Below are 11,554 nucleotides of genomic sequence, written 5' to 3' on the forward strand. Positions count from 1 at the left end.
GCGCTCGGTCGATGAGGCGCCCGGTATCCACCAACATCCACCAGGCTCTGATTGCATGCGCGTTGCGATCATTGGGTTGATGCTGTGGGTTACCACGCCGCAATCAGTTCCTGCGTCGACGCAAGTTCCAGTTGTTCTGCCAGTCTTTGCTGACAGAGACCGAGGATCGCATCGTGGCCGGAATCGGAGGTGCTGCAGACGGCATCTGTCACCAGAATAACGCGATAGCCACGATCCACGGCGCCAAGAAGGGTCGCAAGCACGCAGAGATCGGTTTCCGCACCACTGACAATTAAGGTGTGAATACGTTTTTTGTAGAGGAGTTTCTGTAGTAAACCCTGCGTCCACGGCGAGTAAACGCCCTTGTCCAGAACATGGGCGGGCGGGACGAAGCGTTGCAAGGGTTCAACGAGGTTAAGCAGATCGCGGTCAAGCTGTTCGAGCGTTACATTCTGCCATTTGCGGTAATAGCGTTTCCAGGCGCCGACGGCATCCTGTGGGGACTTCGGTGGGATAAAGCGCGTGAAAATTGTCTTATCGGCACACATCTCGCAAAGACTGACAATGTTGGGCAAAATTGCCTCGGCCCAGGGCACATGCCACGGCGCTCCGGTTCCAAACAGTTTTTGCATGTCGATGCAAAGGTGCATGCTTCCAGCACGCAGGCTTCCTTTGGTGATCCCTGTTTCAGCAAGCATTTTGATCTCGCGCTCTCTTGTCAAAAATCTGGCGACCGGCTCAAATGATCGGCGATTGTCACGGTCATCTGGCAGTCTGTTCACCCATCAAACTCCGCCTCCCTGTTTTCGTTCCCATGCTTTCGGCTTTCCCGGTCGTTATAAGCCGTGCAACGCAGGCGAGATCACCCATGTACGCTATCGTACGCTTGACGCAGCTGTGGAACCAAAGAGCCGGTCGGGCCTTAACTCAAAGGCGGGGCAGGAGAGAGATGATGTTATCGCAGCCTAATTTCGAAGATGAGTTGATGCAACTTCTACCTGCACTGACGCAGTTCGCGCGATCCTTATGCCGCCAATCTGCGGATGCGGAGGACCTCGTTCAGGAGACCTTGGTTAAGGCCCTGAAAAACCGGGAAAAATACCAGCCCTATGGCTCGCTCAAATCCTGGCTGTTTACGATCATGAAGAATAGCTTTTGCAGCCGGTTCAAACGCGCGCGTCGCGAAACACCCTTGGGGGATGAACGGGGCCCGGTGATCAACGCTCCACAGGAAATGGCGATCGAACTGCAGGACGTTGGTCGCGCTTATACCAGGCTCTCGGAGAGCCATCGCAGTGTCATTGAAATGGTTGTGTTCAACGGCTTAAGCTACGAGCACGCCGCCACACAGAGCGGTTGCACCATAGGAACGATAAAAAGCAGGCTGTGTCGGGCCCGTATGCAATTGGAGTCGGACTTGAATTCCGCGTCGTAACGGGACGTTTATTCGGAAAATAGCTTTTTCTCCTCCGGAGCATTGCCGTTTGCGGCGAGGACGTCTGCGGCCTGTTGCGCCGGCTCTATCATGCCGACTGCCAGATCGCAGATTGTCGATGAATCACGCAGACCACTTTCATAGAGCCGTAAAATCCGCTCAGCCAGGATGCTTTCGTCGAGTTGCGTGCTGGATAGCGTCAGAGAAGCGAGAGCAACGCAGTTTCGCAGAAAGTCGATTTCATCTGGCGCGTATATTCTGCTCGCTTGGTTAAAAAGGGGCACGGCAAACTCCTCGCTGTTATCATCACACTTTCGGTGATCGGAAATCAGCATACCGGATCTAGCGGTGCGATCTTTTTTGGTCCGCTAGTGTACAAAGCCTTTTGTAACCTGTGCCAGCGAGGATGGCTGTCAGCGGAACAAAAGCTGGCGCGTTTGGTTTCGTCTTGAGGGTGGCAAAACAAGGCTAAGTTAAAATGACATTTCCGCAGCTGCACACGATGGAAAACCGGCTCCTTTCCCTGCTTTCGCAAGAGGATTACGACACGATTGCTGGTCATGCGCGCTTTGTTGAACTTCCACGCGGACATGTTCTCGCCCAGGCAGGCAAGGAAATCGAAACTGTTTATTTTCTAACCGCAGGCATTGGCTCGGTGATCGTGACGACGAAAGAGGGACACCGCGCGGAAGCAGGGCTGTTCGGCCTGGATGGCTATGTGCCGACTTCAGCCGTCGCGGGCGTTGAGACCAGTTCCTATGATGTCATCATGCAGGTGGCGGGACAGGGCTATGCGGTTTCCTATCATCGGTTTCGGGAACAGATGGAGACGAGCCGCAGCTTCGCCCGGGTGATGATCCGCGCGATCGAAGCTTTTTCGGTGCAACTCGCTTCGACAGCGGTGACCAACGCTATCCACGAAATCAATCAGCGTCTGGCGCGCTGGTTGTTGATGTGTGATGACCGCATCAAAGGCTCCGAAATTGCGCTGACCCACGAGTTTCTTTCCATCATGCTTGCTGTGCGACGGCCAAGCGTCACGACATCGCTTCATGTACTGGAGGGCTTGGGACTTATCCGCTCCTTGCGCAACAATATCGTGATCCGAGATCGCAAGGCGCTTGAGGCCTATGCCGGAGGGAGCTATGGTTGGGCAGAACAGGAATATCGCCGCCTGATGCAAGATCTCGGCACATAAGCCAACGTTCAGCCTGCATAAGGCGTGGACCGGCGTGGGATAGGATGTAGTCCGCAGGTGATAGCCAATAAGGGTATAGAGGTAGAAAGCACTCAAATGATTGCTCGACCCTCATCAACTCTGCGTGGATGAAATAGACACCGATGAGATGAAGTGCTGTCAGCCCTCAGGTTGGCCCCGGGCGGAGACAAACCGCGTTCCCATGCCACGCGGTAGGTTTGGCGGAGCCCCGGGAATTCGATGTCACGTGCGGTCGGGGGGGCAGAGTGCGCGCAGGCGGGATGGGGTTGCGGCTTAAGCTTACTCTTGCGCAAATCTGCCGAAGCGAAAAACGCCTTGTGGGGTCGTCAGAGCTTTGTGCCGAAGAGTTCACTATATTCCTCCTCTGGCTTCCCATAGGCTTCACCTGCAAATTCCTCCAGTCCTTTTCTGTCGCGAATGGTAATGCGTCCTCGTTCCGAGCGAACCAGCTTCTTCCCCTCCAGCATATGCAGGCTGGTGGTGATGCTTGGTCGCCTGACGCCAAGCATCAAGGCGATAAAATCATGCGTGAGGATAATCTCGTCGCCATCGGTCCTGTCGTGAGTCATCAGCAGCCAGCGGGCCAGACGCGCATGAATGTTCAAATTGACATTGGCCCAGACCGTGTAGGAGACCTGTGAGGAAAAACTCTGAAGATAACGGGCCAGCAGGTTGGCGAACTGGCTGTGGCGCTCAATGTGGCTGCGCGCGGTGCGCGCCTCCATCCGGTGGCCATGGCCTCCGACCTGCATCACAATCTGGTGGATGCTTTTTTGAGCGCCGACCGCGAGCGAGGTCGGCCCAAACCCTTCGCGACCGACCATGCCCGCTTCAGCAAGTTGCCCGCTGGGTGACACTGTGATGACAGAACCGATGCCGCTACACAGAAAATAGAGATAATCGACCGTTTGGTCCGCGGCGACAATCACCTGACCGCGGTCCAGGTTCACGGGCTCAAGAGAGGGAGAAATCTGGCAAAATATATCGGGGGGCAGGCTGTTGAGTATTCGGTTCTGCAATTGTCTGACGCCGTCCATGTATCCTGCTTTTAGGCATGGAGCGCGCTCCGCACGGCATCGCCCCCTCGATTCTGTTTGATGGAGAGCAATCTATAACACCCTGATCCGGCGTGGTTTTTCTGTACGATAGCAGACAAACGGGCGCCAAGCGCGCGGGCGTCGGGGTGGCGTTCGCGCAAAATCAGGACAAGGGTGCAAAGTAGCCGCGGGTTCAAAAAGCCGTGGGGCCATCCATGGTTGCATTTTTGCCGATCGCGTCGGTCAGTGCACCAGATGAGATCGACCGAACAGCGCGGTGGCGATGGTTGCAAGATCGTCGTCCATGGCGCTGAGCACGAAGCCTGCGAAGCGACGTCCATCGAGGCTTGGATGGGCGGCTAACGCGAATATGAAGGGGATGTGATAGGCTTCCAGCGCGGAAATAACAGGAAGGACTGCTTCGGGTTCTAATGCGACATCCAGTATGACCGCGTCGACCGTTTCGCTCACTAGAAAACTGAGGGTATTTTCTGGGGTATCGACGGGGCCGAGGATAGAGGCGCCGAGCGCCATAAGCTTGGTTTTCGCTTCCTCGGTCAGAAGAAAGCCATCCTCAAAAATCAGTATTTTCTTGTCGCGAAACAGATGCGACGTGCCAAGCTTTGAATGAACCATTACAGCGAGTTGGCCATGATTGGATGAAAATTACAAGTCATGTGCGAGAACAGTTTCACGCAGGCGGTGTTTTCTAGCGATGTCCGTCAACCATCGCCTGCAGCTTGTGGCGAGCACGATGTAAGCGGCTTTTGACGGTGCCCACAGAGCAGTCACAGAGCTCAGCGGTCCGTTGGTAGGACTTGCCTTCAAAAACCACCAGAACGAGAGCCCGTTTATACTTATCCGGCAAAGTTTCGAGCGCCAATTGAACCTCATGCGCTTCGAGCGCCTGTTCCTGGGACGCTTTGACCACCATGTCCTGCGAAATACAATCCGTTACCCCGGGCGCCTCGCGGGTTTGGATCCGAATACGCGTGCAGAATGTGTTGCGCATAATGGTGAACAACCATGATTTGAGCGGCGCATAGGGGGCGTATTTGCGGCGATTGGCTATCGCTTTGACAAGCGTTTCCTGGACGAGATCGTCGACGTCCTCTCTTTGATTGTAGAATTTGCGCGCGAATGCCCGCAGCGCGGGGATCATCGCAACGAGTTGTTCTGGTTCAAGCACATAGTCGGTTGCGCTCTTATCAGGGGGCCTCACATACATTGCTCTAGCCTTTCCGGGCAAGGCCCGGTTCGGGCAGTCGATGCTGCCCTTTGGAATTTATGCGTTCCTGTGGATTTTTTGACCGGCCGTCGCATGCTGCGCTCGGATGCCGCCAGGTGAGGACGCGTGATTGTGTTTGTTGCCATCGCAGCTGCTAGCCTGCTTGCCGGTAAGCTTGTGGCTGCTGCCCTGGCTATGATTCTGTGCCATTGTTTTTCCTCCCAAACTCAATATTGGATCATGAAATATGTCGCGCGTGATTGAGACTAACCCCGCGGTGACCGGGATGTTCCGGAAATGCCACTGTAATATAGTTCACGATTAGCGGTGGGGGGCATTCGGACAGCAGCCGACGACCGGTGTCGCGGGACGGTCCAGGCAAGACAGTCGCCGCAACAGGCTGTTATAGAACCAAATGACGGTCTCGGAAAAGCTGCGTGGACGAGCCGACAATGCAGCAGGGGCCAGCAGGGTGAAGAGATGGATGTTGTTTCCGCCTTCAAAGTCTGTCCCCGCAAAGTCTGTCAATCCGGCAAGCGCAGGGGCGGGCACCGCTCTGAATTGGGCTCGTTCGTCTTGCTATGATGGCTGAAGACTGCGGTGCGCTAATGGAAAGACGATCGGCGAGGCGGAACCGGTTGAACGAGCCAAGCGGTAGGAAATGGGCGTGAAACCAACGGCTCAGGGGATCGAGCGCGCGTGGCAAGCCTTCCCAACCAAGTCAGGCATCCGGGAACAACGGACTTATGGACGACCGGTGGCGGAGGGTGGCGTCTGTGAGGGCGAGGAAGCGGGCGGCTTTGCGTTATCATCCATAAAACCACGACCGGGACGCATCTGCCCATAGAATTCAACAGCCCCCCAGACAAGCACTGCGAGGATAAGGCTTATCACAAGAACAAGCAGCACGGGCCGGCCGCGGGGACCCTGACGGGCTTTGTTCGGATCGATTTTCTTCATCTGCCGAGCCCTCTGGTGCGGCGATCGCGTTCGATTTCTTCAAGGGTCAAGGGCGGCATGGTACGATCAAAGGCGATCCACCCCTCCGCCACATAAATATCGCGGCGCTGGTCGATTTTGACACTGCCCCACTCATTGAGCAGCGCTTCAACTTTGGCCACCTCTGGTTCGGCACAGCGAATGAGCAGCAAGGTGCTGCCGCGACGCAGTGCTTCACTATATGTATCAGCCATGCGCTCGGAAACGTCATTTTGCTGCAGTGTGTTGACGAGGCTTTCCGGCTGCGACCCATTATACGTCGAACCAGCCACGCCGACCAGCGACGCGGTGACCCAGCCGATGGCCGCCACGTCACCAATGCCCGGCAAGGTCAGAATGCCCAGGGCGTCAAAGGCGCGACTTTCTCCTGGAGGCGACAGTGCCGCCGCAGCCTGGTCCGGGCAACCATCCAATATCGGGGCTGTGGGAATGCTGGCTTCCCGCTTTGCCTGCAAAACCATGTTGTTGGTGATAAGGCTCACCTGCGCGGCGTCAGTTCCGGCTTCCTGCAACGCTGTCATCGCATCGTAGGCTTCGTCAAAGCTGTCAAAGAGTCCACTCACACAAGCCATTTCGCCATCCTTTGCATTTCTGTGTCCGCGGATCTCGGGCGCTGAGGTGCGCTTGGCCCAATTGCATGCGACACGAACGAGCACCGTCCCGCGTCAGGAAAGCGTCGAAACGGTGATCCGCGCCGGCCCGGACGGGGCGTCCAGACCGGCGCTTGAGAGGGGGCCTTGCCAATATCAGGCGGCCTGAGCCGTGGCGTTTGCCGAGGTTTCTGCAAGTGACGTCAGATCCTTGTCCGTCTGACCTTCTTCCTGCAATGTTGCGTCGAGAAGCTTGGCAATATCCTTATGGCCAAGGGTTTCGGCCCAACGTTTGAGCGTGCCATAACGGGTGATCTCATAATGCTCAACTGCCTGGGCTGCGGAGATCAGGCCGGCGTCAAGCGCTGGGCTATCGGAGAATTCCTCCATGATCTCTTCGCCTTCAGAAATGATCCCTTCGATGGCGTCACAGGTTTTGCCCTGCGCGCGTTTTCCCAGCAATTCAAAACATTGCTGCAGGCGCTCGACATGTGTTTCGGTCTGTTCCCGGTGGGTTTCAAATGCTGCTTTCAGCTTCTCATCGCTTGCTGCCCGCGCCATTTTTGGAAGCGCTTTCAGAATCTTGCGTTCGGCATAGTAGATATCTTTCAACGTGTCATAAAACAGATCATCAAGATTGCGTTGCTTTGCTTTGGCCATTTTCCGGCTCCTCTGTTGAATTGCCCGTAGTTGCGCCATGCTTGTTGCATGCGCATATGGACCGAACCGCCGAGCGGCGGCTTTGTTTCATGCCCTCAATTCTTTTTCTGAAGAAATATCGCGGCGCCGGCTTGAAGCTGAGGTGCCCTATGGTCCTGCGACCCACATCAGCACGCATCCCGCTTTGTCAGGCGATGCGCAAGGGCGGCAATGGGCCGATCAATGCGTGAGCGCGGGGCCTGAGGTGTTGTCGCCGGTGGAGTTTACGGTTGTTGGGTGAGATTGGCGATCTTGGTGCTGACCTGACAGTGCAAACCGTCGGAACGATAACTCAGTTTAACGCTACCACCGATTTCTCCCGCCAGCACGCCCTCGATGAGTTTGCTACCGAAACCCTTGCTCTTGGGCACCAAGACACGGGGACCACCTTTTTCCTGCCAGACAAAATTCAGGTGCTGCAACGCTTGATCGTGCGACCAGGTGACGTGAACTGAGCCGCCCTGCACTGAAAGCGCACCATATTTCGACGCATTGGTCGCCAATTCATGCAGGCCAAGCGAAAAGGCCATAGCAGCACGTGAAGAAACGTCGATCTCCGGGCCTTTGATAGCAAAATTGGAAAGACCGAATGGCAACAGCGCCTCTTCGACCAGTTTGTTGAGTTCGGTCGCCTGCCAGACATCGGCGGTGAGAAGATCGTGCGTGCGGGCCATGGCGCCCAATCGGGCTTCAAAGGTTTGATAGGCGCTTTTATGAGCGGGATTGCGAAATGTCTGGCGTGCCAAAGCCTGAACGGTGGCCAGGACATTCTTGATACGATGTTTCATCTCACCCAGAATAGCGCGCTGCAGTTGTTCGGACTTTTTTCGGTCGCTGATATCATGGGCGCTTTTGGACGCACCGATGATGCGTCCATTGCCATCCCGGACCGGCGATACCGTCAACTGAACATCCAGTCGCGTACCATTCTTGTGCAGCCGCACTGTTTCATGCGGTGCGACAGCGAGACCGCGCGAGATCTTATCGATGATCTCGACCTCTTCGGTCGTTCTGTCGGATGGCAGCAACATGGTGACTTTGCGCCCGATGGCCTCGGCAGCGCTGTAGCCATAAAGACGTTCCGCGCCGTGGTTCCAGCTCAAAATGCGCATTTCGAGATCGGTGCTCAGAATTGCGTCATGGGAAGACGAGACGATTGCCGCCAACTGACTTTCCAGTTCCTGTGCACGCACTTGTTCGGTGATGTCGATAATGGTCCAGACCGCATGCGTGATAGCACCGGTGTCGTCGCGCACCGGGCTTGCAGCGCAGCTGACGGGGGTTTGGCGACCATTGGCGCCGACCAGGCTGAATCGGTGCAGAAAGCTTTCCCCGGTGGTGAACAGCGCTCTAAGTGAAACCTGATAAGCTTCTTGATCTGCGGGATCGAGCACGGCATCGAGCCCGCCAGCGCGCAGCGTTTCCTCGCTATGACCGGAGAGCGCGCAGAGCCGGGGATTGACCTTGATCAGGGTGCCGGTGCGCTCGCTCAGTGCTATTCCCGCGTCAGTTTGAGAGAAAAGCAATTCCAGCCGCTGCTGGTTTTCAGTGAGCTTGCGCTGCGCGACCACGCGCGATGTGGTTTCATTGACGATGCAGAGAACGCCCGAGGCTCCGTTTTCGGAGGCGCCGATGGGCGAATAGGAGATATCAAAATAAACGGTCTCTGGATAGCCGAAGCGCTCGATGTGAAAAGGGCGGTTCTGCGCGGAAATGGTTTGACCGGTTTCGAGCACAGTTTTGAGCAATGGTTTCAGATCATCCCACAATTCTGTCCAGTTTTCCTGGGCCGGTCGACCGAAGGCCGCAGGATGTTTGTGACCGATGGTCGGACGATAGGCGTCATTATAAAGCGCGATGAACTGGGGTCCCCAGAAAATGACAATCTGAGCGTCGGCCGGAAGCGCGAGATCCAGTGCGCAACGCAGAGCAGGCGACCAGCTATCAATCGGGCCGAGTGGATTTTGTGGCCAGTCGATTGTCCGAAGCAAGCTGCGGCAGTCCGGGGAAACAGCGGGCGCGGTGGGACTTGCCGCATGCGTGTTGGAGACCAAAGGCGCGGCTCCACCCTGCACAATTTTGTTATCGCTCACAATTCACTCCGCATGGGAAATTCTGAAACAAACTCAAACAGGAGATATCGGAAGATTAGCGTTTTTTGACCAAACAACAACAGGGTTTCCGCCCGCTGGAGAGCGATTGGCGGCTACCCTTACCCGTCAGGACGTTGGCTTCGCTGTGCTGAGCGGCTCGTTTGAAAGGTGAAACGGAGGGAGATGTCTTGAGCGGGCAAAATGCTCGGCAAATGCGATGTCGTCCTCTGTGATCACTGGGACCGGATCCGACAGGATCGCGCGTAATGTCTCGACGTTGACGCTTTCGTTTTGCAGTGCTGCTTCCAAAGCGCCACGGGTTTCGCGTTCAGCACGCAGCAGCGCTGCGAGCGCCAGGATCAGACGATCTTTCCTGTCGACGTTTCTCATCAAAGCCTCCATGAGCCGCGAATTTTCTTAGAACGAGCAGGGCGTGCTTTCGTTCCCTTGAATTCCTACGTTCCCTTGAATTGTTTCGTGCGGGGGGCGATGAGATGCTGACCGCCCGCGCCCGTTAATGAGACCCGCGATCGACTGATCAGAAGGGTCGTGAGAACAGATTGATGCAGGATGCAAGAATGTTCAAGACCGCGACGGATGCCAGCCTGCAGAAGAGCTTTCATTTAAGAGAAAGGCTTGCAGCGACAACAAAAGCGCGGACAAAGCCTGGTTCAATGTTGCATGTGACCGCGATATCCGGTTCGTGGGACTTGATCCTGGATTGAGGAGCGGTGATCGGCTTGTGCCAACAGGGAACCATTTTCAACATGGTGGGTTGTTCCAGCAATGACAAAGGCGCGGCCTATTGAAGCCGTGGCCTTATCGAAGTGCTTTCAACAAGGGGAGGAAAATCGATGGGATGGTTGTTGTTCTGGATCGTGTTGCTTGGTCTCCCTTTATTGTTGGGCTTGGGCTTTGCGTTTGAGAAGATATTGAAACGGATTGGCAGGACGAGTTCGAACGAGGATGGAGCGTAAAAATGGCGCCGCGCGCAAATTGGAAGGGACAGATCAAGATTGACGAGCTGTTGTGTCCGGTCGCGCTTTATACGGCGGCGTCTACATCGGACCGGGTTTCCTTTCATCTGATCAATCGGAAGACCGGCAACCGGCTCAGTCGCGAATTTGTTGACAGCGACACCGGCAAACCGGTCGCACGGGAGGATCAGGTCAAGGGATACGAGATCGCCGCGGGGAGCTATGTCAGTTTTAACGATGACGAAATCGCCGCGGCTGTGCCTGAAAGTGACAAGACCCTCAATGTGCTGTGCTTTGTTGCCTGCGATGCGATTGATGACGTTTATCTTGACCGGCCCTATTATCTGGCACCCAGTGACGACAATCAGGAAGCGTTCATCTTGCTGCGCGAGGCGATGCGCCTGCAAAAGGTTGGGGCAATTGCCGAGGCGGTGTTGTTTCGGCGTGCTCGTAAACTGCTGATCCGCGCATATGATGATGGGCTTCTCGCAACCACGCTGAATTTCGACTATGAGGTGCGCTCGTCAAAAGAAGCGTTTTCGGACATCGGAAGTTTCAAGTTCGACAAGGAAATGCTCGAGCTCGCCAGCCATATTATTGATACCAAGATGGGCAGTTTCGATCCGACCGGCTTTGATGACCGGTATGATACAGCGCTGGCCGATCTGATTAAGGCTAAAATTGCGGGAAAGCCGTTCAAGAAGCCGGCACCGCCAAAATCGGCACAGGTCATTGATCTCAAGGAAGCGTTGCGTAAAAGTGCTGAAGGGGCAGCTGGTAACAAGAAATCGGTTGGCCGAAAGGCGGCTGCAAAAAAAACACCCGCTCGGCTGAGCGGTGCCAAAAAGGCGAGCTAGAGGATTGAAACCCGCTTGCTGTAATGGTCGGCGACTTGCCAGGGAGTTTGCCAGTCGTGTGATTTCGCGGTCAGATTCGGGCTTTGCTCGTCTCATCAGAGTGAGAGCGGTTCGTACGATGATTTGCAAACCAAACCGACAGCCATAGCTTTGGTAGATTGATACACTGCAGCAATCCGGAAGGTTATGGAAAAAGGGCGGTCGTAACCGCCCTTTCACTTCATACAGTCGGCGGCTTTACCAACTCACTTTGAAGCCTGCATTGGCCTTGAGGCTGTAGCTGTCGGCAAAATGGGTTAAGCCTGTATTGACCGAGCCTTCGCCGTAAAGCGCATATTTGTTGTCGGCCCAGGCATAGCTGCCGCCGAGACCAATGCCACCCCAGGTCCGGTCATTGTCGGTGTCAAAATCAACACCCGA

At 55.6% G+C, this 11,554-nt stretch carries 15 protein-coding genes; 4 read left to right on the forward strand and 11 right to left on the reverse strand.

Annotation, left to right across the window (positions count from 1 at the left end; translation table 11 throughout):
- Nucleotides 1–89 precede the first annotated feature (89 nt).
- Complete coding sequence (locus QBD00_RS22360; protein ID WP_151095751.1) at nt 90–698, reverse strand: cysteine hydrolase family protein; 609 nt, start codon at nt 696–698, stop codon at nt 90–92.
- 254 nt (nt 699–952) lie between these two features.
- On the opposite strand from QBD00_RS22360, the gene QBD00_RS22365 reads away from it, so the two are divergent.
- Complete coding sequence (locus QBD00_RS22365; protein WP_151095782.1) at nt 953–1,435, forward strand: sigma-70 family RNA polymerase sigma factor; 483 nt, start codon at nt 953–955, stop codon at nt 1,433–1,435.
- An 8-nt stretch (nt 1,436–1,443) separates the two neighbouring features.
- On the opposite strand, the gene QBD00_RS22370 is transcribed toward QBD00_RS22365, so the two are convergent.
- A complete protein-coding gene (locus tag QBD00_RS22370; protein ID WP_151095753.1) occupies nt 1,444–1,770 on the reverse strand; it encodes a hypothetical protein in 327 nt (108 codons plus the stop codon).
- A 143-nt stretch (nt 1,771–1,913) separates the two neighbouring features.
- On the opposite strand from QBD00_RS22370, the gene QBD00_RS22375 reads away from it, so the two are divergent.
- Nucleotides 1,914–2,633: a Crp/Fnr family transcriptional regulator gene (locus QBD00_RS22375; protein WP_151095755.1), complete on the forward strand. Its 720-nt coding sequence runs from the start codon at nt 1,914–1,916 to the stop codon at nt 2,631–2,633.
- A 347-nt stretch (nt 2,634–2,980) separates the two neighbouring features.
- Here QBD00_RS22375 and QBD00_RS22380 read toward each other — a convergent pair whose 3' ends face one another.
- The 8 genes from QBD00_RS22380 to QBD00_RS22415 form a co-directional block, all read right to left on the reverse strand.
- Nucleotides 2,981–3,691, reverse strand: coding sequence for a Crp/Fnr family transcriptional regulator (locus QBD00_RS22380; protein WP_210318524.1), 711 nt, complete (start codon nt 3,689–3,691; stop codon nt 2,981–2,983).
- Between the two features lie 243 nt (nt 3,692–3,934).
- Nucleotides 3,935–4,327, reverse strand: a complete 393-nt coding sequence (locus QBD00_RS22385; RefSeq protein ID WP_151095758.1) for a transcriptional regulator — start codon at nt 4,325–4,327, stop codon at nt 3,935–3,937.
- A 73-nt stretch (nt 4,328–4,400) separates the two neighbouring features.
- The gene (locus QBD00_RS22390; RefSeq protein ID WP_151095761.1) at nt 4,401–4,919 is read right to left on the reverse strand and encodes an RNA polymerase sigma factor; all 519 of its coding nucleotides are present in this window, start codon (nt 4,917–4,919) and stop codon (nt 4,401–4,403) included.
- Between the two features lie 744 nt (nt 4,920–5,663).
- Nucleotides 5,664–5,879, reverse strand: coding sequence for a hypothetical protein (locus tag QBD00_RS22395; RefSeq protein ID WP_151095765.1), 216 nt, complete (start codon nt 5,877–5,879; stop codon nt 5,664–5,666).
- Nucleotides 5,876–6,490: a hypothetical protein gene (locus tag QBD00_RS22400; RefSeq protein WP_151095768.1), complete on the reverse strand. Its 615-nt coding sequence runs from the start codon at nt 6,488–6,490 to the stop codon at nt 5,876–5,878. The genes QBD00_RS22395 and QBD00_RS22400 overlap by 4 nt, the downstream gene beginning before the upstream one ends.
- A 174-nt stretch (nt 6,491–6,664) precedes the next feature.
- Nucleotides 6,665–7,168: a ferritin-like domain-containing protein gene (locus tag QBD00_RS22405; protein ID WP_151095771.1), complete on the reverse strand. Its 504-nt coding sequence runs from the start codon at nt 7,166–7,168 to the stop codon at nt 6,665–6,667.
- Nucleotides 7,169–7,431: 263 nt separating this feature from the next.
- Nucleotides 7,432–9,300: a PAS domain S-box protein gene (locus tag QBD00_RS22410; protein WP_318580569.1), complete on the reverse strand. Its 1,869-nt coding sequence runs from the start codon at nt 9,298–9,300 to the stop codon at nt 7,432–7,434.
- A gap of 126 nt (nt 9,301–9,426) precedes the next feature.
- Nucleotides 9,427–9,690, reverse strand: a complete 264-nt coding sequence (locus QBD00_RS22415) for a hypothetical protein (protein WP_318580570.1) — start codon at nt 9,688–9,690, stop codon at nt 9,427–9,429.
- 188 nt (nt 9,691–9,878) lie between these two features.
- On the opposite strand from QBD00_RS22415, the gene QBD00_RS22420 reads away from it, so the two are divergent.
- Together QBD00_RS22420 and QBD00_RS22425 are read left to right on the forward strand one after the other, a co-directional pair.
- Nucleotides 9,879–10,025 carry a hypothetical protein gene (locus tag QBD00_RS22420; RefSeq protein ID WP_318580571.1) on the forward strand — a complete coding sequence of 49 codons (147 nt, stop codon included), beginning with the start codon at nt 9,879–9,881 and terminating at the stop codon, nt 10,023–10,025.
- Between the two features lie 254 nt (nt 10,026–10,279).
- Nucleotides 10,280–11,134 (forward strand): Ku protein, encoded by an 855-nt coding sequence (locus tag QBD00_RS22425; RefSeq protein WP_191793967.1) that lies wholly within the window; start codon nt 10,280–10,282, stop codon nt 11,132–11,134.
- 237 nt (nt 11,135–11,371) lie between these two features.
- On the opposite strand, the gene QBD00_RS22430 is transcribed toward QBD00_RS22425, so the two are convergent.
- Nucleotides 11,372–11,554 (reverse strand): autotransporter outer membrane beta-barrel domain-containing protein (locus QBD00_RS22430; RefSeq protein ID WP_318580572.1); only part of this gene is annotated, 183 nt, incomplete at its 5' end.

It is taken from the genome of Ochrobactrum sp. AN78, from assembly GCF_029909885.1.
Taxonomy (GTDB): Bacteria; Pseudomonadota; Alphaproteobacteria; order Rhizobiales; family Rhizobiaceae; genus Brucella; species Brucella quorumnocens.

Coding starts and splice junctions, on each gene's coding strand:
- QBD00_RS22415 (WP_318580570.1), bottom strand. CDS start 9,690: ATGAGAAACGTCGACAGGAAAGATCGTCTGATCCTGGCGCTCGCAGCG.
- QBD00_RS22405 (WP_151095771.1), bottom strand. CDS start 7,168: ATGGCCAAAGCAAAGCAACGCAATCTTGATGATCTGTTTTATGACACG.
- QBD00_RS22385 (WP_151095758.1), bottom strand. CDS start 4,327: ATGGTTCATTCAAAGCTTGGCACGTCGCATCTGTTTCGCGACAAGAAA.
- QBD00_RS22360 (WP_151095751.1), bottom strand. CDS start 698: ATGCTTGCTGAAACAGGGATCACCAAAGGAAGCCTGCGTGCTGGAAGC.
- QBD00_RS22370 (WP_151095753.1), bottom strand. CDS start 1,770: ATGCTGATTTCCGATCACCGAAAGTGTGATGATAACAGCGAGGAGTTT.
- QBD00_RS22375 (WP_151095755.1), top strand. CDS start 1,914: ATGACATTTCCGCAGCTGCACACGATGGAAAACCGGCTCCTTTCCCTG.
- QBD00_RS22425 (WP_191793967.1), top strand. CDS start 10,280: ATGGCGCCGCGCGCAAATTGGAAGGGACAGATCAAGATTGACGAGCTG.
- QBD00_RS22390 (WP_151095761.1), bottom strand. CDS start 4,919: ATGTATGTGAGGCCCCCTGATAAGAGCGCAACCGACTATGTGCTTGAA.
- QBD00_RS22420 (WP_318580571.1), top strand. CDS start 9,879: ATGTTCAAGACCGCGACGGATGCCAGCCTGCAGAAGAGCTTTCATTTA.
- QBD00_RS22365 (WP_151095782.1), top strand. CDS start 953: ATGTTATCGCAGCCTAATTTCGAAGATGAGTTGATGCAACTTCTACCT.
- QBD00_RS22400 (WP_151095768.1), bottom strand. CDS start 6,490: ATGGCTTGTGTGAGTGGACTCTTTGACAGCTTTGACGAAGCCTACGAT.
- QBD00_RS22380 (WP_210318524.1), bottom strand. CDS start 3,691: ATGGACGGCGTCAGACAATTGCAGAACCGAATACTCAACAGCCTGCCC.
- QBD00_RS22395 (WP_151095765.1), bottom strand. CDS start 5,879: ATGAAGAAAATCGATCCGAACAAAGCCCGTCAGGGTCCCCGCGGCCGG.